Genomic DNA, 25,284 nt, shown 5'->3' with positions numbered 1-25,284 from the left:
GCTATCGACTAGACCAAATATTGCTTAAACCAAGCCAACGTTTCAGCCCACGCTGCTTGGGCAGCCTCTGCATTATACCGCTGACCTGTATCATTATGAAAAGCGTGATTGACCCCGGGATAAATTTCTTTGCGATAGACTTTATTATTCTGCTGCATTGCTGCTTCAACGTCGCCCACAGTGCTGGTAATTCGATCATCGTCTTCGGCATAAATTGCCAAGACTGGCGCATTGATTTTGGGAATTTCGCTGCTTGGCACTGGTGGGCCGTAGAATGGCACGGCAGCTTTTAATTCGGGCATGCCTGCTGCGACTAACCACGTAACCCCGCCGCCAAAGCAAAAACCAACCATGCCAACCTTGCTGGTATCGGCAACTGCTTGGGTTTTGAGATAGTCGACCCCTGCCTTGAAATCGGCTACATGGCGCTCTGGTGGCGCGCCGCTTAGCAAACCGGGCACGCTATCGGGATCAGTAATGCTAGCCGTGCCGCCTTCGCGCGAAAGTAAATCGAGCGCCAAACCAACATAGCCAGCCTTCGCGACACGTCGAGCTACATCTTGAATATGCGGCGTAAGCCCACGGTTTTCGTGGCAGACCAACACAACCGGAAATGGGCCAGCACCAACTGGCTGCGCCAAATAGGCCATTAATTGGCTATCGCCGCCAGCAAACTCGACCATTGCCGCTTTGATAGCCGGATCATTTTCGGCAATGCTGTTGGGCACGCTGCCAGCAGCGCTAGCGGTGGTTGGGGTGGCCTCAAGTGCGGTAGCGCTGGTTGCGGTTGGGGCAGCGGTGGGGTTTGGAGCGCTAGTAGCAGTGGCAGGCGTGGCGGGATCGCCACAGGCAGCCAATAATTGCGTAGCTACCACCAGCCCAGTAATGCCTGCGATCTTTTTCAAGGCCTGTCGCCGCGTCAGCAACCCTTCCTGATAATCTTCGACGAACTCATCAACCAAATACTGTTGTAAATGATTCATCGGGCATCCTCATACACTAAATGCTTGCCATATCTCAGTCTACGCTTGTTTTAGCTCAAACGGATGGCTCCAAAGATGAGGATTTATTAATTTTATTTACTATTTTAGTGGTTAGAGGTTCCCTCACCCTCCAGCCCCCGCTCCCACGAAAACGCGGGCGAGCGGGAGTCAACGCTGGTTTCCCAGCGATCTGGGTGAAAAAGCCCCTCGCCCGCGCACGGGCGAGGGGTTGGGGTGAGGGGATCTTAAAACCGACCCTTGTAAGCCAGCCCCCGCTCCCACGAAAACGCGGGCGAGCGGGAGTCAACGCTGGTTTCCCAGCGATCTGGGTGAAAAAGCCCCTCGCCCATCGGATGGGAGAGGGGTTTGGGGTGAGGGAATCTTAAATCTGGAAGGTGTTGACAAGCTCGATATTGCGTTCGCGCAGCAGCGTTTCGACGGCTCCTGCTTGGTCGGCATTATCATTATCGATTGCCAAAATTGTTTCGCCATCTTTCAGCGATTGCTCATATGAAGCAGCTAAATCGTTGCCAAGGCCAATTTGGCTGAACGCGCCAAGCACGCCGCCAGCTGCTGCACCTGCAACGGTCGAGCCAAGAATACCCGCGCCCAAGGCTGGCCCGATGCCAGGAATTGCAAATGACATTAAGCCAGCCACAACCCCAACAACGCTACCAGCAGTTACACCAGCAGCCGCTCCCGCAGCCACATCAGTACGATCTTTTTCGGCTTCGACAGTTTGCTCTGAGGCATACAACACCCCAATATCATCGGGCTTAACTTGGGCTTGTTGCAATTGGGCCATCAGACCATCAAGCGCGGTGCGATCTGTCAAAATACCCATAACGCGATAGCGGGCCATGATTTAACTCCTTGTAGTAAAAGCTAAGCTTCGTGTTGGCAAGGGCTATGCCATGGCTCAAATGAGCCTGCTTAAATTTGTTATCATGGGTTTATGAAACGTTGTTTATGCGCATGCTGGCTGCTTGTATTGCTTGCCAGCCAACCACAATCGGCTCAGGCCCACGCCCTCGATCAGCTTTTTCAGGATATGCGGGTGCAGGTTCAGCCAACCCAAATTGTGCTGACTGTTCACTTAATCGCTGGCCCATTAATTACGCCACGCTTGTGGGAACAGCTCGACGCTGATAACTCGCATACGCTTGATCAAACAGAAATTGAGCGCTGGTGTACTGAATTTAATCGCAAACTGGAGCTAGGTTTTGATCAACAGCCACTGCAATTAAGCCTTTACGAAATCAGCGAATTTCCAATTAACAAAGCCGATTTTATTGGCTCGAATGCGACGAACCTGACTTGGACAGTCCATGCGCCGCTCGGCTCAATTGCTCCCGGCGCGCATCAACTCACCCTCAAATCCAACAATTACCACGATATTAGCGTGGTCGATTGGAGCAAAACGCGGGGGCGGGCTGGGATTGTCGCCCAAGAAGCCAGCAGCATGGATTTGCACAGCGCCCAGTTTCCAATTAAATGGCCAAGCAGCTTTCGCAGCGATGGCGCAATTGCCTTGCCAAGCACCGAACCAAGCGCAGCCCAACCCCAACCAAGCTCAAGCCTTGTGGCGCGTTTGCAAACCGGCGATAACTCGTTTGGCTTGATTGCGGCGACGCTTGGGCTAGCGTTTGGCTTTGGGGCGGCCCATGCCTTGCAACCTGGCCATGGCAAAACCTTGGTTGCTGCCTATTTGGTCGGCAGTCGCGGCACAATTCGGCAAGCAACAATGCTGGGGGCAATCGTTACGCTGACGCATACAGCCAGCGTTTTTGCACTTGGTGGCTTGATGTTGCTGTTCAGTGCCTGGGTTACACCGGAACGCTTTGTGCCAATTCTCACCTTGATCTCTGGTGTTTTAGTCGCAGGCTTGGGAGTGCGGATGCTCTGGGAGCGGGTGCAAGCCCTGCGTTCTGGCAACCAAGGCCATGCCCATGGCGGACTTTTTCACAGCCATGCAGATGGCGCAGCAGGCCATAGCCATGTGAGCAACCGCAAATTGTTGGGCTTGGGCATTTCGGGCGGTTTAGTGCCATGCCCCGAAGCCTTGGTGATTATGATTGTCGCGGCGACGCTTGGCCGCATTGGCTTGGGCTTCGCGATGATTATTGCCTTTAGTGCAGGCTTGGCAGCAGTATTAATTGGGATTGGGATTGTGTTGGTGACGCTTGGCTCACGGCTGATCAAGCTGAGCCAGCCAGAAGCGCGCTGGGTACGTTGGCTACCAATCGCCAGCGCTGGCGTGGTGACATTGCTTGGGATTGGGCTTATGCTACAAACATTCTAAATTTCTAGCAGGAGCATTGTATGGCGTTGATTGTTGTGGTTGGGGGAGCCGATACTGGGCGCGCTCCGATGGGTGCTGTCTTGTTGCGCCGTTTGTTGCTTGAAACGCACCCAACATGGCAAATTGAATCAGCAGGGGTTTTGGGCCACGATGGCGATACCTGGCAGCCAGAGGCGCGCATGGCCTTAGAGCACCTCAGTGCCACGCCACCAGCTCATACCGCGCGCTCGCTCAGCCCAGCACTTGCAATGCAGGCCGATTTGTTGCTGGCAGTTGATCGCGGGGTTGGGCGTGCTTTGGAGTTGCAATACCCAGATGGGCGTTGGCAAGTGCTGCCCGATTTGGCCGAATCGGCGCGCGAGGTGCTTGATCCATTTCGCATGACGCTTGATGCCTGGCTGATTTATGGCCGTGAGCTTGAGCATCAATTAAAAGTTTCGTTGGCTAAAGTTATTGCCTATTGCCAAGGCGAAACGCTTACACCAACCGTCGTTGCGAGCAAGGTTGAAGCAGCGTCGCAGCCAGTTGCTAGCCTGGTGGAGCTTGGCTCCGAGGTGCATCCGGCCTATCGGCGCTTGCATATTTTGGCCTTTGGCATTGCTGGCATTCCCGAAGTGGTCGATTGGGGCAAGGCGCGGAGTAGTTTACGCGAGGCCATGCAAAGTTTTGCCAATCATATCGCTGCCAGTGCAGGCCCAAGCGATTTTCGGCCTGCGGCGTTGGCGATGCTGGGAGGCGTACTTGGCGCTGGCAGCGATCCACTTAACAGCAATCAACTGACGATTCTACGCGAAATTGTTGGTCGCGTGGCGCAAACCCTCGATCCGCAAGATTTGGCTGGTCTAGCAGGAGCAATTGGGCGGTGGCAGAGCTAGTTCCGCTAACAATTAATGGCATCGATAGCCAAGCCAGTGTGCAATTAACCGCTACCAATTGGAACGAATGGGCAGTGGTCAATTTGGCGTGTCCTGCGCAAGCCAATGTGCGCCATGCTTCGCTATCGATTGGTAGCGAAAATTTGGGCGTGCCCAATGCTAGCCCATTCGACCCAACTTGGCGCTGGACGTGGCAGCCACGTGGGCAGGCAGGCACAGTGTATGGCAGCCTGCAGATTGAGTTCGCTGATGGCTCGGTTCAACAGCAAGCATTGCAATTTGAGTTGCGCCCGCATTTGCTTGATATTGAATTGTGGCAAGCCTTATTGCACGATCTCAGCCAAGTAGCCCGCTCATTGGCGCTGCGGATTGGCAGCCCCAGTTTTGCCCAAGCGGTGATTGTGCCGCTGCTGCCGCATGATCCCAGCCCATTTTTAGAAGCGCTGCATTTAATTAACCAAAGCAGCCAGCAAGCAAACCAGATTGTGCGCAATTTGCAACACCACGCCAAATCGACGCTTGAGCAGCACCAGCAAGCCAGCGATTTGGGGGCGGCCCAGCAGTTTAAGCTGGATCAATTGGCCCAGCCCAGCGCGAATTATCACGTGCTCGAACCCTATGGCCCGCTGCCAGCGCAGGTACAGGCTGAGCATGCTCGCGCCTCATTCGATTTGCCTGAACACCGCTGGTTGGTCGGCTTGATCGCACAAATTGAGCGTCGTTTGCGCCATTTGCGTCGCCTCGCCGCCGAGCAACGCCAAATTGACTTGAGTTCGCTGCAAACGACAATTGAACAGCGGCTTACGAGCTTGCGTCAATTACGTCAAGCAGCACCGTTGGCAGGCTTGAAAGCGCGCCAGCAGCCAGTTCAAAGCCAATTAATCAATCGCGATTCGCGCTATCGGCCCATTCGCCAATTGGCCCGCAGCTTGCACGAACAACCCTTGCTCACCTTAGAAGTTGGCAGTTTGGCGCTGCCCGTGGCCGATGTGCCAAGTTTATATGAACAATGGTGTGCATTGCAGGTCGCGCAGTTACTGGCCCAATTCGGCACAATTGAAGCCCAACAATTGCTCAACGAGGATTCGCAACGCGAACGCTGGGTGCTGGGGCTGAATTCGACCACGCCATTGCTCAGCGTGCTGATTGGCCAGCAACTTTGGCATTTGCGCTATCAAGCCCGTTTCACCGCCCAGCCCAATCGCGATGGGTTATATAGCCTTGATCGCTATCTGCGGATTCCCGATTTGGTGCTGCAAACCACAACCGCGCGCGGCCAACAGCTATTGGTGCTTGATGCCAAATATCGGCGTGCGCCCGACCAGCGCGTGCCGCAAAGTGCGCTCGATGATGTGTATGCCTATCGCGGCAGCCTTGGCTATGCAGGCCAGCCGTGTGTCCTTGCCGCCGCAGTGCTCTATCCGCAACAAACGAGCGAAGAATTTGGCCCGATTGCGGCGCTTGGCCTCACGCCCAATAATACTGATGGTTTATCGCGCTGGTTAGAGCATTGGCTCAATCAGCTGCATCAATAAAGGAATTCATCATGCCAGTTTATGAATATGTGTGTTCACAATGCCAAGGGCGTTTTGCTCGCCTCGTGCGGGGTTTTAGCGATCCCAGCGATTTGCAATGCCCGCGTTGTGCGAGCAAAGCGGTCAGTCGGGCAATCTCGCGGGTATCGGTGGTACGCAGCGAAGATGCCCGTTTGGATGCAATGGCAGATTCGTCGATGTTCAACGATCTTGATGAAAACGACCCGCGCTCAGTTGCGCGTTGGGCCAAGAAAATGGGTCGCGAGCTTGGCGACGATCTCGGCGGCGATTGGAACGAAATGGTCGATCAGATGATCGACGAAGAAATGGGCGGCGAAGGCGATGGCAAATCTGGCGGCGCTGACAGCAACGATTTGGGCTGGGGCTAGGATTGAGACCCCCTCACCCCTAGCCCTACAAGGCGTAGGTTTTTAGGGATTGGTCTGCTGTGGAGCGTTCCCTCACCCCCCAACACCCTCTCCCACGAAAACGCGGGCGAGGGGGAGCAGCGCGTTTTCATCACGATTACGGCGAAAACCACCAAACCAAAAAGCCCCTCGCCCGCGTCACGGGAGAGGGGTTGAGGTGAGGGGATCTTCAAAACCTACCCTTGAAAGCTCGCCCACACAACGCGATCGAAGGAGTTGAGGTGGGGGAACTTCCTCAACTTATTGGCTTTTGGCAACGTCTAAATCGCCATGGCAACCTGTGTACATTCCCCCTTCTGGGCTAAGCATGGTATTATTGCCTGAGGATTGGCGACAGTGCATTGGGCAGTGTTTCGCCTACAATTACATGACAAGTTAGGTGCTATATGTTTCGACGACTCTTCGGTGGTGAAGAACGCTCCGAACAAGAAATTAAACAAGAAGAAAAAAAGATTGAACAAAGTGTTCAAAAGACCAAGAGTGGCTTTTTTGGTCGCATTACAGCCATATTCCGCAGCGAAGATCCCATTACCGACGAGCTGTGGGACGAGCTAGAGGAACTGTTGATTGCTGGCGATGTCGGGGCTGAAAACGCCTTGAAAATCGTCGAACGCGTGCGTGAACGCTGCGAAAAGAAGGGCTTGAAGTTTGCTAGCGAAGCCCGTTCGTTGCTCAAAAGCGAGTTGGTCAACCGCCTCGACGTTGATACACCGCAATACTCCGAGCGCTCAACTAAGCCATATGTGATTTTGGTGGTTGGGGTCAATGGGGTTGGCAAAACTACCTTGATTGCCAAGTTATCGAATCGCTATAAGGCGATGGGCAAAAATGTTATTTTGGCTGCTGCTGATACCTTCCGCGCTGCCGCAATCGACCAATTACAACATTGGGCCGATCGAGTTGGCGTGCCGATGATTAGCCAACAACCAGGCGCAGACCCGGGCGCAGTTGCTTACGATGCCACCCAAGCCACCTACAATCAACAAGCAGATGTCTTGATTATTGATACTGCTGGGCGGTTGCAAAGCAAGCACAACTTGATGAAAGAGCTTGAAAAAATTTCGAACGTGGTCAAAAAGCGCTGGCAATATGCGCCTCACGAGGTGCTGTTGGTGCTCGATGCCACGACCGGCCAAAACGGCTTGATTCAGGCCCGCGCCTTCACTCAAGCTGCTCAAGTGACCCACTTGGCCTTGACCAAGCTTGATGGCACAGCCAAGGGCGGCATCGCCTTCGCAATTGTGCAAGAAATCGAGCGCCCAATTAAATACATCGGCACTGGCGAAACGATCAACGATTTAGCCTTATTCGATGGTGAATCATTCGTTAATGCGCTCTTCGAGGAGGAATAACATGGCAAAATTGTTATGCCCCGCGTGTAAAAAAGCCCTCAAACTCAGCCCTGTGATGCGGGTTGGCGCACAAGTTGGCTGTGTCAACTGCGATAACGTGCTCAAGATCGTCAGTCGTAATCCCGATAAGATTGAGGTCGTTGCTGAATCGGCAACCCACAATCCTGATAGCAAACCAGAATCCTATGCCTAAATGGACATTGACTCACATTCGGCAAATGCTCCTGATCGGCCTGTTAGCGCCATTGCTAACAGGCTGTTTGCTGATGGCCGGGCGCAATGAGCAAGCGACGATCACCGCCGATCTCGGCTCGCAAAATGTTGAGTTTGTCAGCAGCGATACCAACGGCGAGGCGGTGCTGCAAGCGCTCGATATTGGCTCGCAGCCAATGTTGCTCGATGTTACGTTCAATGCGCAAGTGGCGAGCGGCGAATTGGTGATCGAGGTCTTGAGCGGCGAACAGGCCAATGTGGCGTTTACGCTGGTGGCTTCAGCAGAGGGCAGCAGCCAGCGCGGCATTGTGATGAGCAATGATGTTGGCGATTTGCAATACCGCGTGAAGTCGACAAACGCGCGTAATGGCAGCTATCGAATCAGCTATCAGCCGCCACCAACGCCGACTTTTACGCCAACGCCATCGCCAACATTGACAGCCACGCCAAGCGAAACGCCCGTGCCGCCAACTGTGGAGGTCACCGCTACGCCATGATTGCCAATTCACGGATTAAATTAATTGGCTTGGTGGCCTTGGGAGCGTTAATCGGCGCGATTGGGGCATTTATGGCATATCAATCGCGGGCAATTGCGCCCAGCCCTGAGCAACTTAAGCCCTATGTTTGGGCGGTGGTGGCCGTGCCGCTTGGCAGCTTTCTTGGCAGTTTGCTCGGTCAATGGCGTTTGTATCGGCCTTTTGCTGGCTGGTTGGTGCTGACCTATGTGCTCAGTTTGTTTGCTGCCGCCCGCCTCGAACGGATATTTGTTGGCCAAGAGGCTGCCGTAGCCAATGGCCATGCGAGCTATTTAATTTTAGCGATTATCTTGCAAAGTTTCGGTGCATTGCTGGTAGCATGGCGGTTAAGCGCTGTTGCTCCTGCTGCACCAACTGCTTAGCGCCCTAAGGAGGCGATGAATTCCATGAAAGGTTTAGTTCTGAGTGGTGGTAAAGGCACACGCCTCCGCCCAATCACCTATACCAGCGCCAAGCAATTAGTGCCGGTTGCCAACAAGCCCGTGCTTTTTCGGGTTATCGAAGCGCTGCGCGATGCCAATATCGATGAAATTGGGATTGTGATTGGCGATACTGGCAATGAAGTGCGCAACGCGGTGGGCGATGGCTCACGCTGGGGCGTAAAGATCGAATATATTCCCCAAGAAGCGCCGCTCGGCTTGGCCCATGCGGTCAAAATTAGCCGCCCGTTTATTGGCGACGATAAATTTGCGCTCTTTTTGGGCGATAACTGCATCGAGGGCGGAGTCAGTTCGTTGGTTTCTGGCTTTGCAACCGCCGATTACAATTCGCAAATTGTGCTCAAGCAAGTGGCTAACCCACAGCAATATGGCGTGGCCGAATTGCGCCACGATGGCTCGATTGAGCGCTTGACCGAAAAACCCCGCCAACCACGCTCAGACCTTGCTTTGGTCGGCATTTATATGTTCGATCAGCATATTTGGGAAGCGGTCGAGGCGATTAAGCCTTCGTGGCGCGGCGAGCTTGAAATTACCGATGCGATTCAATGGCTGATCGAGCATGATTACCATGTGCATGCTCACATTCATCAAGGCTGGTGGATCGATACTGGCAAGCGCGCTGATATGCTCGATGCGAATCGCTTGATTCTTGAAGAAATCACGCCGCATGTCTCTGGCTTTGTCGATCGCGATTCGCAATTGGTTGGCAAGGTGACGATTGAAAAAGGCGCGCAAATTATCAATAGCGTGATTCGTGGCCCAGCGATTATTGGCGAAGATACACGGGTTGTAAACTCATACGTTGGACCGTTTACCTCAATCTATCATCATTGTACGATTGAGGAAAGCGAAATTGAGCACTCGATTGTGTTGGAAAATAGCGAAATTATTCGCCTGCCCAACCGCATCGAAGATAGCTTGATTGGGCGCAACGTAAAGCTGCATACCTCGCCAATGAAGCCCAAAGCCTACCGCCTCATGCTCGGCGATAACTCCGACGTGGGACTTTTGTAGAATTATGAAGGATGAATTATGAGGGATGAATTAATTATGAAAGATGAATTATGAGGGATGAAAATCTACAATCACTATTTCATAATTCATAATTCATCCTTCATAATTGAAAACTATGGCTGATAAATTCCGACAAGCAGAATTACATTATCGACGTGGATTATCACTTGAACATGCGGGGCGCATTGCTGAGGCTGTCGAAGAATATCGCCAGGCTTTGCAAGAAAATCCGCAGCTTCGAGCTGCCCATGTGGCCTTGGCAAAATATTATTTGCGCAATGGATTGATGGCTAAAGCCGCCGATGCATGGCACGCAGTCGTGGCTATCGAGCCAGATTACGAAGCATTAACCAATTATTCGACGGTCTTAATCGAATTGAAGCATTATCACGAAGCACGGCGCATTTTGCGCTTGTGCGTCGATCTGTTTCCGCTTGATACCTTTGTAACCTATGAATTGGCCTATATTGATTTTGCTGAGGGTTTATATCAACAAGCACTTGATCAATTGCTCGATGTGCGGCCAATTTATAACGATGAATGGGAATTTCACGAATTAATCGGGCGTTGCCAAATCAAGTTGCAGCTGTATGATGCAGCCTTAGCCAGCTTTGGCCGCGCCATTCTCTTGGTCGAGGATGATGAACAAATCGAACAGTTGCAAGATTTGGGCAGCGTTGCCCGCCGCCATCAAGAATTTGCCATGGTCAGCAACGAAAAAGATGCTTGGTATGCAACTCACGGGCTGATTTGTTTGGGCAGCAGCATTGATGATGGCCTGAATATCAAGCCGCAAATCCAATTTGCTTGGTCGTTCGAGGCAATTGCCACAACTTTGCAGCGAGCCGCCGCCTTGGCCGAAGGTCATATTTGGCGCTGCGATCAAGTCTTGGCCCTTGATAGCCAAAGCAAACCACTGGCTCAAGCCTTGGCTCAGCTTTTACAACGCCCATATATTCAAAAAATTAGCGACCCTGAAAAAAATACCTTGGTGGTGATGACGGAATTTAACCAAAGCGCCATGCTCGAGGCAATCGCCGAGCAAATAGATGGGCCGCATAGCATTTTTGCCCTGAGCATGAGCAGCACCCCCGAATTGCTCGATGACGTGCCCGATTTGATTGGGCTACCGATTCAAAAACCAAGCTTGCCATGGCCCAGCCAAGCAGCAGCAGTCGCAAACGCAAGCAAAGAACTGCTCGCGGCTCTCGCCCAAACCCAGCCAGAGCCGAATCGCGAACAGCAAGTTGAGTATTATCACGAGCACCACCGCCTGATTAGCCTGAACGACTAACCGTCAGCAAGGTTATGTCGTCTGCTTGCTCGGCATCGCCCACGAATGCTTCAATCGCTTGCCAAACACAGGTCAGCAAGGATTGAGCATCGTGGAAATCGCCAGTTTTGAGCACCTTGGTCAACGCTGCATCATCAAAAACCTCGCCCGCCAAATTAAAGGCCTCAGTCGCGCCATCGGTAAAGCCCAAGAAATATTCATCGGCAGCAAGGATGGTGCTCTTGGCTTTGTATGGCAGATCTTCCATAATCCCCAAGGGCAAGCCAGTGCCTTCCAAATAGCGCAACGTACGGCTGGTACGATTAATAATGATTGGCGGATTGTGACCTGCATTCACATAAGCCAATTCGCCAGTATGGGGGTCGAACGAGGCAAAAAACAGCGTTGTAAACATATTGCTTGCGCCATGTTCGCGTGAAATGTAGTTGTTGGTCACGTTGATTGCAGCAATCAACAAGGCCAACGAATCGGGAGCAATCTCGGGTCGCGCCGCTAAGGCTTGGGCGTTCGAGTGCAACAACGAGCGAGTAAGCGCCACGAAGAGCGCTGCTGGCACGCCCTTACCACAGGCATCAGCGACCACCAAGCCAATTTTATCGCCGCCAAGCTTGATCACATCGTAAAAATCGCCGCCAACCTCTAAAGCTCCTTGATTGAAAGCCACAATTTGCCAATTTTCTGGTTGGGGAATGCTCGGCGGCAAGAAGAAGCGCTGAATATCGCGGGCAATCGCCAACTCGCGCTCAATCCGTTCGAGGCGTAAAAGCTCTTGCTGTGCCGATTTGAGTTCTTCGTAGGCGCTGGCTAGCTCGATATTTTTCTTTTCTAGCCCGCCAAGCATTTGGGCGTTGGCTTGGCGCAGGCGGCTGGTGCCACCTCGCAGCAAGGCCATGGCGGTGGTTGGGTTGGCGTGCATCAAGGTCACAAACTCGGCCTCGGTGATGCGCAGCAAAGTTGCGGCGGTTCGGGCGCGCACACTCGCCGCGCGAGGGCTATTATCGATCAAGGCCATTTCGCCCAAAATCGCCCCAGGCCGACAGCGTTCGAGCAAAATGGTTTCGGTCGCCAGCGCCTTAATCACATCCACATCGCCAGCCATCACAATATAGCAATCGTCGCCGCTATCGCCTTCGCTAAACAAGGTCTCGCCAGGCGCTAAACGCACATGCTCGGCACTTTGGACTAAATTGTGAATGGTGGCTTGATTGACCTCGTGAAATAAGGGCAATTGTTCCAAAAATTCTACCAACGGCGCGATACTCGCTTCGGTTGAAGCTTTTTTGGTTACGATCAGGGTATTCCAACCAGTCGCAAGATCGTGCTGGTAGGTGATTGAATCGGCCATTTCGCGCACCAAAAACACGCCCAAACCACCAACTTGGCGATCGTGAATGTTGGCAAACAAATCAGGCGGATCAGCATCATCAGGATCGAAGGGCTGGCCACGATCAAGAATTCGAATCGCTAGCTCGCCATTTTCGAGGGTGCTGTGCAATTGCAAGGGGCCGCCTTGCTCAGCATAACTGTATTTGATGATATTGGTGACAATTTCTTCAATCACTAAGCCGAGCACAAAGGCTTGTTCGCTCGTGAGGGCAAAGTCGGTTTCGATCTCGGTGGTGTAATCGGTGAGGGCTGCGAGGTTTTCCCAACGGGCATCAATCTCAATGCTGCGCGCTTCAGATATAGCCATAGACACACCTTGGATAGCTATCAGCAATAGGCTATCAGCTAAAAAACAGGCCCATACCTGCTGGGGTACATCCAACAGGTATGGCGATTATCGCCCGATGCTGGGCTTTTAGCAAGCAGAGTTTTGGTCAGCAAGCTTTATTCAGCCTTCGCGGTTGCGTGAGGAGGGGTCAGAACATAGAACATAGGGGTTGGGGATCAGTGGGCAGGGGGTAGAACATAGAACATAGAGCATAGAGCATAGGGGTTGGGGATCAGTGGGCAGGGTCGGGGTCGGGGGATCGGGATTCCAGTCTGTGCCAACCGCATCTGCCAATCCCATGTATGTTCCGATAGCCAATAGCCTATAGCCTATCACCCTCTCTGTGCCTCTGCGTTAAAACGCATCATCGCAGTTACGAGAGGCTAGGGGTCAGGGCTGGAGATCGGAAAGTTTGGCTATCGGAGATTGCTTGCAATGGCAATAATTGTTCCGATAGCCAAAAGCCAACAGCCTATAGCCTCATCTTAGTGATCTTCGCGTCCTTCGCGGTTCGCGGAACCTGATCCCTAATCTCTGATCCCCGATCCCCAATCCCCAACAACCGATCCCCAAATTATTGATCAAAATCTGGATTATAAATATGCTCAGTCGTGTTGCTCCACTGCTGGCCAGTTTCGTTGCTCGAGAAGCTCGCATTATTGATAATTTGGGTATAGGTTCCGCGAATCGATTCTTTGACGATCACTTGGAAGGTTGCATTAATTCGTTGATTTGGTTGCAAGACTGGAATTCGCCAGCCAATCGGGCCTGCACCATTAGGGCTTGGCTGAATTTGCGGGGCTGGCCAACTTAGCCCACTAAAACTAGTAGCAGTTGAGAAGGGATCGACAATTTCAACATTGCTCAAGGGCATGTTGCCAGTATTTTGGATGGCGAGGGTATACGAAATTGTATCGCCAGGCCGCACAAAACCATCAAAATTATGCAACTGATCGCCACGATTAACATCCCAAATAACCAACGAATTCAGCACAATCCGCGCCCGATAAACTGGCACTGGCGTAGGCGTTGGTGATGGCGTTGGCGTTGGCTGCGGTGCACTCGCGACTTTAAATTGAATCGTTTTGCTATCGCAGCGCACGCCTTGGTTGGCCATATACGAAGCTTTGAGCGTGTAATCGCCAGCAGGCACCGTGTTTAAATTCCACGTATTGCCAGTGAACAGATACGGATCGATCTGCTCGATGTGGGTTTTGGTCAGCGGGCCGGTCAGGCGAAATTCAATTTGCCATGGTGGCGCGCCAGTGATTTTCATGCCGATTCTGGCTGAATGTTGTAAGACGGCGTTTTGGCTCACCCCAACCCAGCCCAATAAACGGCCCGAATCGCAGTTGCGCAAACAATAATTGGTGCCACCATAATGATTGGATGCTAACAACCGTTCGTGGTAGCGCTGGTTCATCAGGTTTGGCAAAGCCGGCCCGAAGAAGGCACTCATTTGGCCAGCGCAGGTGGTTAAGGTTTGGCGATACGTGCGTTGAGTATTGGGAGGTAATTGGTCGCTTTGCGAGGCAAATAGCACCTGATGATCGGTAACGGCATCAAATTTTTGATACACAGCCGTACCAACTTCATAGGTACAAACACTCGAACGATTGATAATAACAACTTCGTTTTCGGCGCTGAACCAAGCGCCAAGATCGCCCAAACCAGGGCAATCGGGGGGCGAACCTTCGCTATCCTGAGCGAAACTAGCGTGCGGTTGACGAGCCATGAGCGCAAATAAACCAGCGATCATGAACGTCAATAGAGCAGGAATGCAGAGCGAACGTAGCCGCATGCTCCATTGCATAAAACACCATCCTGCGATGATTGGTTGGTATGTCGGTAGAACTATTATGACTCAGGCCTTAAGTCATGTCAATGTGTAGCTAGCTATTTAAGCAACTCACAAGCTGATCGAATCACTAGCAAGCATTAATCTGAGCCTAAACTCAATCATGGAATATATCTTGATAAGGCGTACCAACCAGCCAAACGCAATTCAACTGGCCACAAGCCAGCAAAGAATCCAAAAAGAATACTAGCTAGTATAGCAACACTTGGAGTTGTTGTGCAGTCTTATAAACGAGCGTCAGTCCCGTTCGTTAAGACGACTTATATCTCACCCCTAGAGGTGATGCTCTTGCAGATTGCTTGCCTAAGGTTTTAGCTCATTAGGATGGTGTGAAAGATTGTTAAGAAAGGAGGAGTTGTTGTCAAATAGATAACGCAAGGCTATAATAGCCAAGGTTTTGCCGTTTGCGATCGACCGATTGTTGGTGCATGCCAACGCTACCATAGATAATAAGGGATGCTTGTGAGACGTTTAATTCGAGCTTTGTTGATTGTTGCCACCATTGGCGCACTCGTGGTTGCTTGTGTTGCAACATTGTTCCTGCGTGAATTAACCACGCCTGCTGGCGATAGCAATATTGCCCAAAATTTTACGATTGCCCAAAACGACAGTTTGGCTGTGATTAGCAGCAATCTAGAATCCGAAGGCTTGGTTCGCCGCGCAATTGTCTTCCGGGTTTTCGCCGATGTGCGCAACGCCGAAACAGAATTGTACCCGGGCACCTACAAAATCAGCCCCAACATGACCATCAACCAAATTTTGGACATGTTTCGGGTTGCACCTGAAGTTCGCACGGCGGTGCGCTTTACCGTGCCCGAAGGCTTGCGCATTGAAGAAATTGCCAACGTCATCGAATCAACGGGCGTGGTTAGTGCCGATGATTTCTTGAGCGTGGCCCGCAATGGCTCGCAGTTCAAGGCCGATTATAGCTTTTTGGCCAGTTTGCCCGATAGCGCCAGCTTAGAAGGCTATCTCTTCCCCGATACCTATGACATTTTCTCCGACGCAAGCAGCGAAGATATTGTGCGCAAAATGCTCGATACCTTCGCAATTCGCTGGGCCGATTCGCCATTGAGCAGCGCCACCACTGGCCGCTCTGTCCACGAAGTGCTAACAGTAGCCTCGATTGTGCAGCGCGAAGCGAGCAACAACGAAGAAATGCCGCGGATTGCTGCCGCCTTCTGGAATCGTTTGAAGCCAGAGTTTGCAGGCAATCAACTTGGCGCAGATCCCACGGTTCAATATATCTTGGGTGAGCCAGGCAACTGGTGGCCAAAACTCGATCAGTTGACGGTTGAACAAATTAATAGTGCCGCAGGCCCCTACAACACACGGGTCAACCCTGGCCTACCACCAGGCCCAATTAGTGCGCCTGGATTGTTTGCTTTGCAAGCAGCCGCTGCCCCAGCAGATGAGGATGTGACCTATTTTGTGGCCAAATGTGTTGCCGCAGGTGAACGCCCAACCCACGCTTTTACCAACGACTACATTGAATTTAGCCGCTTACAAGATGAGTATTTGGCGTGTCCAAAATAGCTGCCCTTGGCATCATTGGCGATCCGGTCGCCCATAGCCTTTCGCCTGCAATGCACAATGCTGCATTGCAGGCGCTTGCTATTAATCAACAATATGAACGTTGGCATACGCCTGCCGCCGAGTTACCTACCCGCGTGCAAAGCCTACGCGCAGAGGGCATGCTGGGCACAAATGTAACCTTGCCGCATAAAGTCGCAATCGCCCCCTTGCTTGATCGCACGGTTGCAATCGCCCAGGAACTGGGGGCGGTCAACACCATCGTGCGCGAAGCAGATGGCAGTTTGACAGGCCATAATACCGATGCGCCTGCCCTCCAAGCCTCGCTCCAAGCCGCTGGAATCGATTTAGCCAGCCAACGGGCAGTGATTTTGGGCGCTGGTGGGGCGGCGCGGGCAGCACTTTGGGCCTTGCGCAACGCTGGTTGTCAACAGATTAGCTTAATCAATCGCACGCTCAGCAGTGCCCAAGCCTTGGTTTTGCCCCATGAACAAGCGCTAGCAGCCAGCGATTCTCACGTTGCAGCCTGTATTGCCAATGCGAGCCTGTTGATCAATGTAACCTCGCTTGGTTGGAAGGATACTGATCCTGCACCGCTTGATTTAGGCCTATTACATGCCAAACTTATGGTGTACGATACTGTCTATCGCCAAACGCCCTTGCTTAGAGCGGCAGCGGCATGTGGCGCGACCCATTGCGATGGGCTTGATATGTTGGTTCGCCAAGCTGGCCTAGCATTTAGCCTCTGGTTTAATCAGCCTGCACCGCTAGTTGTCATGCGTACAGCTGCCCTAGCGGCCCTACAAGGATAATCAGCCTATGTTGTTAGCAATTGTGATTGTGGTTGGGCTTGCGATTGGCTTTGGATTAAACCCTTGGATTACCCAAATTGCCACTGACCCCAAAGCTGCAAACCCTTTGCCAACGCCGCGCCACCCCTTGCTTGGCGGGCCAACATGGGTTGGGTTGTTGGTTGCGGCCATGAGTGGACTGATGGCATGGATTTGTTATCGCGATTATGGGCTTTCGCTGCGTGGCCTTTATTGGTATGCAATCAGCCTCGTTTTTATTGTGATTGGGGCTGTCGATTGGAAAGTGCGCCTGATTGATGTGCTGTTGGTGCTGATTGCAACCATCGCAGCGTTAATTGGCTCGGCCTTTTTAACGATTGGTTTCAAAGCTTCGCTGGTAGGGGCGTTGATAGCGGGGCTGTTGTTTTTGCTCTTTTTTGCTGGCTCGATTGTGCTTTATCCTGATACCGATGCACCATTTGGTTTAGGCGATGTGTATTTGGCCTTTTTGATTGGTGCAACGGTTGGTTGGGGCTATCTTGGCACAGTGCTTATGTATGGCATGGGCTTGGCAGGCATCGCCTCACTTGGGATTTTGGTGGTACGCCAAATCAGAGGCGAAGGCACGCTCTATATCGCCTATGGCACCTATTTATGCCTTGGAGTATTGCTCTATCTGATCAAGTTTGGGCCACTTTAGGCGGCTAATAGCGTGGCTGCAAGCAACCGCACAGCTACCGAGATGTGGTACGATCAGCATGACTTGATTCAACACCAAGGAGGTCATTATGACCCTATTACAGGTGCCAATCACCGAATTTTTGGATCAGCTTGCAACCAAAGAGCCAGTGCCAGGTGGCGGGAGCGTTGCAGCCGTGTCTGGGGCAATGGCCGCAGGCTTGATTTCAATGGTTTGTTCACTGACCCTTGGCAAGAAGAAATATGCCGAGGTCGAGGATGAAATTCGCGGCTTGATGGATCGCTCAGAATCGTTGCGCCGTGAGTTGCAAGAGCTGGCCGAGGCTGATGTTGAGGCATTTCGCCGCTTGAGTGTGGCCTATAAATTGCCGCGTGAAACCAGCGCCGATATTGCGATTCGCCGCGATGCGATTCAAGCAGCAACCAGAATTGCTACCGATGTGCCATTGCGCACCGCCCAAGCTGCGGCTGCAATTTTGCCGTTGTGTAGCCCAGCCGCTCAAAAAGGCAATTCGGCTGCGGTAAGTGATGTTGGCGTGGCCGTGCTCTTAGCCCAAGCTGCGGTGCGTAGCGCCTTGCTCAATGTTGAAATCAACCTGAATTCGCTCGAAGATCAGTTTTATGTGCGCGAAACGCGGGCCGAAGTTGCCAAACTCACCGCCACCCTGCCTGAGGATACCGAGGCGATAATGGCCTTAGTCAATCAACAACTTCAAGCCTAAAAATTGTTTTCCAACGCTGGCGGAGCAAAAGCTCCGCTTTTTTATGTAAAGGATGTTATGACAGCGCTTTTGCTTGATGGTCGCGTGTTAGCGAAAGAATTGAAGGCTCAAATCAGTCAGCAAGCGGCTGAATTCAAAGCTCGCACTGGCTATGTGCCCCAATTGGTCGTGGTTCAAGTGGCTGGTAATGCTGCTTCCGATTGGTATGTGCGTTCAATTCGCCGCTCGTGTGAAGGAGTTGGCTTTGGCTTTGCGCTCCAACTGCTGCCCGAAACCTGCGATCAAGCGACCTTAGAAGCGGCAATTCAGCAAGCCAGCAACGATTCCAGCATCCATGGCATCATTATTCAAATGCCGTTGCCCAACCAGCTCTCTGCTGATGGAGCCGTGGCCGCGCTCAATCCGCAAAAGGATGTTGATGGCTTGCACCCAACCAACGCTGGCCGCTTAGCCCAAGGCCTGGCTGCTTTGGTGCCAAATACGCCTGCTGGCGGCATGGCCTTGCTCGATCGCTATCAAATTAGTTTGGCTGGCAAGCATGCGGTTGTGGTTGGCCGCTCGAATGTGGTGGGCAAACCGCTCGCCCAATTGTTGCTGGTGCGCCATGCCACCGTAACGATTTGCCACTCGCGCACTGCCAATTTGGCCGAAGTTATTAGCCAAGGCGATATTGTGGCGGCAGCGGTTGGCAAGGCTGGCTTGGTAACCGGTGCAATGCTCAAACCAGGCGCGGTAGTGCTCGATTTTGGCATCAACGAGGTGGCCGAAGGTCAAGTGGTTGGCGATGTCGATTGGGAAAGTGCCAGCAAGGTTGCTAGCGCAATTACCCCAGTGCCCGGCGGCACAGGCCCAGTCACCAATATGATGTTGCTGCAAAATACCTTACAAGCAGCCCAATGGTTAGCCGAACAAGCCTAAGCTATAACGAGGCTTGACGTTGCTTGGCTGGCAACAATTAACTCGTGGAGTTGTTGCCAGCGCTCAGCCATCTCGTGGGCTGGCAAGGCGCGTTTGTTCCAATCAGCAAGACAATCTTGGCGATACTTTAATCCAGCATGGGCAAAAACCCACTGCTCATAGCTGGCAATCCAAGTGCAACAATGGCACAGCAGGCTAGTCATACGCAGCCATTCGTTGAAATCGGCAGGCATGCGCACCGGTGGCACTGCACTCAGCGACCAAACATTGCACAGCGGCGCAGCCCGATCGATCAAGCCAATTTGGAGCTTGTCGCGGCGCAAAAACAGGCTTCCTGCATAGCCATCGCCATACCACAAGCCCCAACCCCACAAATCGAGCGTCGCCCCATTGCCAAGTTGAAAGCGATAGTTGCTGCTGCCCCGCTGCTCAGCAGGCATCCGGCTGCGCTCAGCACCATATTCCAGCAGCAAATTGCCTGCACCGCGGCGCACATCGTGGCCCCAACACCAACATTGCTGCTCGAATAATGGTCGTCCTGCGTGCTGCACAGCCTTGGGTAAGCCATAATTTGGCATTATTGTTTGCATATTGATACTGTATATCATTATAAAATAAGCAAAAAAGTGGCCGCGCTTAGCACGACCAATTTATTAATATACAGTATCATTAATGAATTATATTGTCAATCGGCTGGCAACCAGACCGTTGTGCCAACCCAAATGCCTTGGTCGGCCATGGTGGTTTCGTTGCTCAGCTCGACTTTGGCTGGTTTGCTTGGATCAAAGGTATACGTCCCAAGATCGGCCCATTCATTGGCAAAAACATACTGATTGATCACCACATCGCTGCGGCCCTCTGCATGCTCGACCACATAATGCGCCGTTACTGCATCGTCGTGGCCGTTGTAGTAGTAGGGAATGTAGGTTAGCACGCGATAACGGCCAGCGCTTGGCAGGCTGGTTTGCCAGGTAGCCGTGCTTGGCGGTTGGTTCGGCGTGGGTTGCGGGGTCGCCACGCCAGTTAAATCCGAGATTGTGTCGGTCAGCGTGTCGGTATTGATCACCGGAATTTGCGAGGTAATCCAGAGCGTTTCTGCGCCAGCACCAATTGGCGCTGTTTGCCAATTGCCTTCAGTGCGGCTAAAACCTGCGTCGGTTGGCCGCACCGCAATCGTTTGGCCCAAATCGCATGGATTGGGGCGATCGGCCCACAGCCAGCGTGAGGCAGTACCAACCGGATAGCTACTCCATGGGTCGGGTTCGCTGCCACACCAGCCATAGGGGTCAGTATTGCGGCCAAGATATTGGGTTTGGAAGTGTAAGTGTGGGCCAATTGCACAGCCAGTTGAGCCAACGATGCCCAATTGCTCGCCGCTTTTAATTGCTTGGCCAACTTCGACCGAAATTTCGCTGAGATGCCAATAGAGCGTGCGATAGCCATTGCCATGATCGATGACCACGCCTTTGGCAGGCACGCCACAGCCATCATCGGAATTGCTGGCCCAAACAATCGTGCCATCGGCGGCAGCAACCACGGCCTCTGGCGGTCGTGCGCCATAATCCCAGCCATCGTGGCCATCGTAGGAAATTTGGGTTTCACGGCGGCCCCACCAACTAACCAACGATTGGTTGGGCGTTAAAAAGGGATACTCGTGATCAAAAAACGAGGTGATGTAGGTGACATTACGCAGCGGCCAGCGCAAAAATGGCGTGGCTGGCGCAGGCACTTGGCCCAACGTTTGGCGCGGATCTTCAAAAAACTTGCTATAGGTTGAAACAAAACTGCCATCGCTGAGCACTTTAGCCAATTCTTCAGGTGTCATGGTTTGGGCGAGCAAACGCACAACTGCATACGAACTGGGATTTAAGCCAGCGGGAATCGGGCCTTTCACATCTTTATCGCGATATTGCAATTCGGTCACATAGGCAAAATCACGCACCCCACGCCGCAATTCACGGGCAGCCCAGCGAATTTGGCCATGCAAACCGCGCCATTTTTCATCTTCGCCCTGATATTTCATGGCCCAATCGAGTTGATCGGGGTTGGGAGTTGGATTGGTCAACAAGCCTTGTTGAAACTCCAGCAACGCCAACAATAATTTGGGATTCAAACTATACAGATACGATTGGCCAACCACGACCTCAGCCAAGGATAAATTGCGATCGCCAACTGTCAGCAGGGCAGCTTTGAGCGTGCCAGGTTGCGCATCCAAGAGCGTCTGAATATTCTCAACGGTCAGATTTTGCTCTGATGTAAACCGAATATCGTCGATTAATGTTGGCGGCTCGGCGGCACGAGGCAAAATCGAACTTGCTTCGACTGCATTTTGCGGCTCGACGGCTGGGGGCAAGGTTGGTGGCGGTTGTTGTGCTTGGTTGAGGTCGTCCTCGGAGACCGAATCAACAGGCCGAAAAATCAGCTGGCCGGTTTTCGTGGGAGACGGGGCAATCCGCAGCACCAGCGTGGTTAGGCACAAACTGACGATTAATGTGCTGAACAAAGCCCAGAGGCGTTGTTGATCGCTTTGCAGGCGATTGCGTAAATCAAAATAGCGTTTGGGGTTAAAGCGTTGCATAATCCTCACCAAGCATTCGCCTTGTCAGTATAGCAGATGTGGAATGGTTGGGGTGCAGAATGAGCGCAACGTAGGAGAGATTGGCGAGGATCTGAAGGACGAGGTTGTTACCCACGAAGAACACGAGGCTGCACAGGCTATAGGCTATAGGCTATGGGCTTTTGGCTATCGGAAAATTTAGAGGTAGCCCAATAATTCCGATAGCCAAGACTTCCATTGCTGATACCTGACCCCTCACTCCTTCGTGCTCTTCGTGCTCTTCGCGGTTTCAAACAGCGCTTTGGGAATCAAATTTAGCGTTGCAAAATGCTATCGATTTGTTGCATTTGACTGGAGGTTAATGGGCCAAATTGCAGTGCTTTGGCATTTTCGCTCGCTTGGGCTACGGTGCGGAAGCCTGGAATCGGCAAGGTTTGGCTGCTGCGGCCCCACAACCATGCCAATGCGCCTTGGGTTAGCGTGCGGCCTTCGCTGGTAAGCACTTCGCGCAGAGCTTCAAGCTTTTTGAGCCATTCTGGGTTGGGTTTGCCGGCCTGAAAACCTTCGAACCATTCGACTTTGCTGCGCACATCGTCGCTGCTAAAGCTGGTGCTTGGTGTAAATTTACCAGTCAGCAAGCCCATAGCCAACGGTGCACGATTGATGCTGGCCAAATTGTGAGCTTCGCAAAAGGCAATAATCGCATCGCTCTCGCCAGTACTATGGCCATGCAGTAAATTCAATTGCTGCTGCACGGCGATACAATGTGGGCCTTCAGCAAAGAGCTTGACGGCTTCAAGTCGATCGGTGCTCCAGCCATAGCCACGAATCTTGCCCTCGCTGACCAAGCTTTCGAGCGTATCGCGCACTGCGGCAGCATCGTCGATCGGATAGCCCCACAAGTGAAGTTGCAACAAATCCACATAATCGGTATTGAGCCGTTTGAGGCTTGCGTCAAGTTGTTGGCGAATTTCTGCAGGGCTAATCGGCATTTGTTCAAAGGCATCGTTGCTGCCCTCGGCCCAGCTATTGCCAAATTTGGTTGCCAAAACGAGTTGATCGCGGCGGCCTGCGATTGCTTGGGCAATCACTTGCTCGCTGTGGCCACAACCATAGACGTTTGCTGTATCGAGAAAATTGACCCCAAGCTCAAGCGCTGCATGAATTGCCCGAATCGATTCTGCATCGTCGACTTGACCCCAGCCAGCAGGATTGCCATTGTGGTTGAAGGGGCCGCCGATTGCCCAACAGCCCAAACCCAAAGCGCTGACTTCAATGCCACTTTTGCCGATAGTTCGCTTTAACATTGCGGGTGTCTCCTTGCTAAATATTCTCGTTGCCAGCATTCTAAACATTTGCGCGCGCTCTAAGTCAATACCCCAATTTTGGGCCATGCAAAAGCCCCTGTTTTTATATTCAACAGGGGCTGCTTCAGACATTATTTTTGAAAATCTGCTTAATCGTTTGCGGTTAGACTTTCGCGTGAAAAGCCGCCGGGCAACAACTCGCGTGGCGTGGTTGGCTGGGTTTGATCGGCCAAGTTTGCCAATAGTACTGGCATATCGGGGGCAAGCTCAAACATAAATTGGCGGCACATGCCGCAGGGCGCGACTGGCCCAGGCGTATCGGCTACCACAGCGATGGCCACAAATTCGGTTTCGCCAGCGCTCCAAGCGGCAGCAAGCGCCGAGCGTTCAGCACACAAACAGACAGGATAGGCAGCATTTTCGATATTACAGCCATGGAAAATGCGTCCGCTGGCTGTCAGCACTGCCGCGCCAACTTTGAAACGTGAGTATGGAGTATAAGCTCGTTCGCGGGCGCTCTTGGCGTTCTCCAAGAGCATTTGGTAGTCAACCATCATCGGTATTACTCCCAACCTCGGCTAACTCTGGTTCGGCAGTGGCTAAGCTTAAGTGCAGGCGTTGGGGTCGCAAGCCTTGAATCGTCACAACTTCAATCGTTGTGTCATCGACATGCACCACATCGCCGACCTTGGGCATCGAGCCAAGCAGGGCCAAAACGAAGCCACCGAGGCTATCTACATCGTCATTGATTAGGGTTAAGCCTGTAGCATCGTTGACTTCATCAATCGAGACCCGACTATCGAACAGCCATTCATTCGGGCTAAGCTGTTGAATTGGCGCTTCTTCGCGATCGAACTCATCCTGAATTTCGCCAACAATCTCTTCCAGCAAATCCTCAATTGTAACCAAGCCCGCTGTGCTGCCATATTCATCGACAATAATGGCCATATGCACTTTGCGGCTTTGCAAAGCCCGCATCAAATCGTCGACCTTCAGTGATTCGGGCACAAAATAGGGCTGGCGTACCAATGAGCGCAAAGGAACATCACGGTGTCCATCGCGCAACAGCGGAAACAGATCTTTAGCGTACAACACTCCGAGCACTTGGTCAATTGAATCATCGTAGATGGGCAAGCGCGAATGGCCAGCGCTAATAAACAAATTGAGCGCTTCTTCCATGCTGGCGCTGGCTGCCAAACCTACAATATCGATCCGTGGCACCATCACTTCGCGCACCGAGGTATCGCTAAATTCAAAAATGCCCGCAATCATATCGCGTTCTTCAGCTTCGATCACGCCTTCTTCTTCGCCGACGTTGACCATTAATTTAAGTTCTTCTTCGGTGACGAGGTTGGCGTTTTGGCCAGTGACGAGGCCAATGGGGCGGGCAATTTGGCGCAGCAACCATTGCATAGGTGCGACGAGCCAGAGCAAAATTCGCAATGGACGCACCGTCCAAAGCACCATGCTATCGGGGTAGGCAGTGGCAAGAGTTTTGGGCAAGGTTGTACCAATCGTGAGCCACACCAACAGAAAGCCCAAGAGAAACGAGGCTTGCTGCCAGCCAGTGCGATTGGCGACAAAGGTCAAGAGCAACGCGGTTGCGCCGATTGTGCCAACCGTGCTCAGCAAGAGCGTGCCTATGCGCAGATGATAGGGGTCTTCCAACAGGCGCATGGCCACGTTGGCCCGGCGTTCGCCGTTTTCCAACAGCGTATTCATTCGATGGCGTGAGATAGTAGAGAGCGCTGCTTCGGCTGCTGAGGCGACACTCACAATAATGAGACACATCGCCAGCCCAAGCAGCTCCAAACTAGATGCAGGGTCCATGGGTTCTATCGGCTTCAATCGGGCCTTGCGGCGCTACTATTGCAGGCTGGTGATCGACGCAGCAGCAATAATCCAAATTGTCGCCTTCGTCCTCCTCGAACTAGAGTAGATTTATATTTCGGTACTATGCAGTATGCGGCATATCGCAGGTGATTGCAAGAGGCCAAGCGTTAACGTTTTCAGGCTTTTAATCACGAAGGCCAGAAACCGCGAAGACCGCGAAGATCACGAAGGCTATAGGCGTTTCGTTTGGCTATCGGCTTTTAGGATTCAAATTTCATCCCTCATACTTCATACTTCATCCTTTCCGTTTGCCACAGATTGGCACAGATTTTTAGGATTATGCTTCTTTCAGCCCAAAGCCCATAGCCCGACCCCTGGCC

24 protein-coding genes are annotated in these 25,284 nt (G+C 52.4%); 15 read left to right on the top strand and 9 right to left on the bottom strand.

The genetic code is table 11. The annotated features are described in order from the left end of the window. Positions 1 to 8: 8 nt before the first annotated feature. Positions 9 to 983 carry a dienelactone hydrolase family protein gene (locus tag C5S61_RS06370; RefSeq protein WP_110514225.1) on the bottom strand — a complete coding sequence of 325 codons (975 nt, stop codon included), beginning with the start codon at positions 981 to 983 and terminating at the stop codon, positions 9 to 11. Between the two features lie 382 nt (positions 984 to 1,365). After that, on the bottom strand, positions 1,366 to 1,845 hold the full coding sequence (locus C5S61_RS06360) for a hypothetical protein (RefSeq protein WP_110514223.1): 480 nt from the start codon (positions 1,843 to 1,845) through the stop codon (positions 1,366 to 1,368). Positions 1,846 to 1,938: 93 nt separating this feature from the next. Between C5S61_RS06360 and C5S61_RS06355 the strand changes: the two genes are divergently transcribed. The 10 genes from C5S61_RS06355 to C5S61_RS06310 all read left to right on the top strand — a co-directional run bounded on the left by C5S61_RS06355 (position 1,939) and on the right by C5S61_RS06310 (position 10,972). Then, positions 1,939 to 3,285 (top strand): nickel/cobalt transporter, encoded by a 1,347-nt coding sequence (locus C5S61_RS06355; protein WP_110514222.1) that lies wholly within the window; start codon positions 1,939 to 1,941, stop codon positions 3,283 to 3,285. 20 nt (positions 3,286 to 3,305) lie between these two features. After that, complete coding sequence (locus C5S61_RS06350) at positions 3,306 to 4,160, top strand: arsenate-mycothiol transferase ArsC (protein ID WP_110514221.1); 855 nt, start codon at positions 3,306 to 3,308, stop codon at positions 4,158 to 4,160. Then, positions 4,148 to 5,695: a DUF2357 domain-containing protein gene (locus C5S61_RS06345; protein ID WP_110514220.1), complete on the top strand. Its 1,548-nt coding sequence runs from the start codon at positions 4,148 to 4,150 to the stop codon at positions 5,693 to 5,695. The genes C5S61_RS06350 and C5S61_RS06345 overlap by 13 nt, the downstream gene beginning before the upstream one ends. Positions 5,696 to 5,706: 11 nt before the next feature. After that, complete coding sequence (locus C5S61_RS06340) at positions 5,707 to 6,084, top strand: FmdB family zinc ribbon protein (protein WP_110514219.1); 378 nt, start codon at positions 5,707 to 5,709, stop codon at positions 6,082 to 6,084. A 425-nt stretch (positions 6,085 to 6,509) separates the two neighbouring features. Next, a complete protein-coding gene (ftsY, locus tag C5S61_RS06335; RefSeq protein WP_110514218.1) occupies positions 6,510 to 7,475 on the top strand; it encodes a signal recognition particle-docking protein FtsY in 966 nt (321 codons plus the stop codon). A gap of 1 nt (position 7,476) precedes the next feature. After that, entirely contained in the window at positions 7,477 to 7,668 is a 192-nt protein-coding gene (locus tag C5S61_RS06330; protein ID WP_110514217.1) for a hypothetical protein, read from the top strand. Then, positions 7,661 to 8,185, top strand: a complete 525-nt coding sequence (locus C5S61_RS06325; protein ID WP_110514216.1) for a hypothetical protein — start codon at positions 7,661 to 7,663, stop codon at positions 8,183 to 8,185. The genes C5S61_RS06330 and C5S61_RS06325 overlap by 8 nt, the downstream gene beginning before the upstream one ends. After that, the gene (locus tag C5S61_RS06320; protein WP_110514215.1) at positions 8,182 to 8,586 is read left to right on the top strand and encodes a hypothetical protein; all 405 of its coding nucleotides are present in this window, start codon (positions 8,182 to 8,184) and stop codon (positions 8,584 to 8,586) included. The genes C5S61_RS06325 and C5S61_RS06320 overlap by 4 nt, the downstream gene beginning before the upstream one ends. A gap of 24 nt (positions 8,587 to 8,610) precedes the next feature. Next, positions 8,611 to 9,678, top strand: coding sequence for a glucose-1-phosphate thymidylyltransferase (locus tag C5S61_RS06315; protein WP_110514214.1), 1,068 nt, complete (start codon positions 8,611 to 8,613; stop codon positions 9,676 to 9,678). A 115-nt stretch (positions 9,679 to 9,793) separates the two neighbouring features. Continuing rightward, positions 9,794 to 10,972, top strand: coding sequence for a tetratricopeptide repeat protein (locus C5S61_RS06310; RefSeq protein ID WP_110514213.1), 1,179 nt, complete (start codon positions 9,794 to 9,796; stop codon positions 10,970 to 10,972). Here the strand turns inward: C5S61_RS06310 and C5S61_RS06305 are convergent. Both C5S61_RS06305 and C5S61_RS06300 read right to left on the bottom strand, forming a co-directional pair. Beyond that, positions 10,956 to 12,665: a SpoIIE family protein phosphatase gene (locus tag C5S61_RS06305; RefSeq protein WP_110514212.1), complete on the bottom strand. Its 1,710-nt coding sequence runs from the start codon at positions 12,663 to 12,665 to the stop codon at positions 10,956 to 10,958. The two genes, C5S61_RS06310 and C5S61_RS06305, sit on opposite strands and share 17 nt — an antisense overlap. A gap of 595 nt (positions 12,666 to 13,260) precedes the next feature. Next, on the bottom strand, positions 13,261 to 14,499 hold the full coding sequence (locus C5S61_RS06300; RefSeq protein ID WP_110514211.1) for a CLIPPER-2 domain-containing protein: 1,239 nt from the start codon (positions 14,497 to 14,499) through the stop codon (positions 13,261 to 13,263). Positions 14,500 to 15,006: 507 nt separating this feature from the next. Between C5S61_RS06300 and mltG the strand changes: the two genes are divergently transcribed. The 5 genes from mltG (at position 15,007) to C5S61_RS06275 (ending at position 19,207) form a co-directional block, all read left to right on the top strand. Further along, positions 15,007 to 16,080 (top strand): endolytic transglycosylase MltG, encoded by a 1,074-nt coding sequence (mltG, locus tag C5S61_RS06295; protein ID WP_164689256.1) that lies wholly within the window; start codon positions 15,007 to 15,009, stop codon positions 16,078 to 16,080. After that, entirely contained in the window at positions 16,068 to 16,889 is an 822-nt protein-coding gene (gene aroE, locus C5S61_RS06290; protein WP_205701371.1) for a shikimate dehydrogenase, read from the top strand. Before mltG ends, aroE begins: the two co-directional genes overlap by 13 nt. 7 nt (positions 16,890 to 16,896) lie before the next feature. Next, entirely contained in the window at positions 16,897 to 17,568 is a 672-nt protein-coding gene (locus C5S61_RS06285) for an A24 family peptidase (RefSeq protein ID WP_110514209.1), read from the top strand. A gap of 88 nt (positions 17,569 to 17,656) precedes the next feature. Further along, the gene (locus C5S61_RS06280; RefSeq protein ID WP_110514208.1) at positions 17,657 to 18,289 is read left to right on the top strand and encodes a cyclodeaminase/cyclohydrolase family protein; all 633 of its coding nucleotides are present in this window, start codon (positions 17,657 to 17,659) and stop codon (positions 18,287 to 18,289) included. A 57-nt stretch (positions 18,290 to 18,346) separates the two neighbouring features. Further along, on the top strand, positions 18,347 to 19,207 hold the full coding sequence (locus tag C5S61_RS06275) for a bifunctional 5,10-methylenetetrahydrofolate dehydrogenase/5,10-methenyltetrahydrofolate cyclohydrolase (RefSeq protein WP_110514207.1): 861 nt from the start codon (positions 18,347 to 18,349) through the stop codon (positions 19,205 to 19,207). Here the strand turns inward: C5S61_RS06275 and C5S61_RS06270 are convergent. The 5 genes from C5S61_RS06270 to C5S61_RS06250 all read right to left on the bottom strand — a co-directional run bounded on the left by C5S61_RS06270 (position 19,204) and on the right by C5S61_RS06250 (position 24,901). Continuing rightward, positions 19,204 to 19,797 (bottom strand): hypothetical protein, encoded by a 594-nt coding sequence (locus tag C5S61_RS06270; protein ID WP_124033392.1) that lies wholly within the window; start codon positions 19,795 to 19,797, stop codon positions 19,204 to 19,206. The two genes, C5S61_RS06275 and C5S61_RS06270, sit on opposite strands and share 4 nt — an antisense overlap. A 95-nt stretch (positions 19,798 to 19,892) precedes the next feature. Next, entirely contained in the window at positions 19,893 to 21,785 is a 1,893-nt protein-coding gene (locus C5S61_RS06265) for a LasA N-terminal domain-containing protein (protein ID WP_110514205.1), read from the bottom strand. Positions 21,786 to 22,078: 293 nt separating this feature from the next. Next, positions 22,079 to 23,071 carry an aldo/keto reductase gene (locus tag C5S61_RS06260; RefSeq protein WP_110514204.1) on the bottom strand — a complete coding sequence of 331 codons (993 nt, stop codon included), beginning with the start codon at positions 23,069 to 23,071 and terminating at the stop codon, positions 22,079 to 22,081. A 149-nt stretch (positions 23,072 to 23,220) separates the two neighbouring features. Then, a complete protein-coding gene (gene cdd / locus C5S61_RS06255) occupies positions 23,221 to 23,628 on the bottom strand; it encodes a cytidine deaminase (RefSeq protein WP_110514203.1) in 408 nt (135 codons plus the stop codon). After that, the gene (locus tag C5S61_RS06250; RefSeq protein WP_110514202.1) at positions 23,618 to 24,901 is read right to left on the bottom strand and encodes a hemolysin family protein; all 1,284 of its coding nucleotides are present in this window, start codon (positions 24,899 to 24,901) and stop codon (positions 23,618 to 23,620) included. The genes cdd and C5S61_RS06250 overlap by 11 nt, the downstream gene beginning before the upstream one ends. Positions 24,902 to 25,284 lie beyond the last annotated feature (383 nt).

Origin of the sequence: Herpetosiphon llansteffanensis (genome assembly GCF_003205875.1) — a bacterium.
GTDB classification, from domain to species: Bacteria; Chloroflexota; Chloroflexia; order Chloroflexales; family Herpetosiphonaceae; genus Herpetosiphon; species Herpetosiphon llansteffanensis.
Note: the sequence above shows the minus strand (reverse complement) of the source record. Positions and strands in the feature narration are given on the sequence as shown.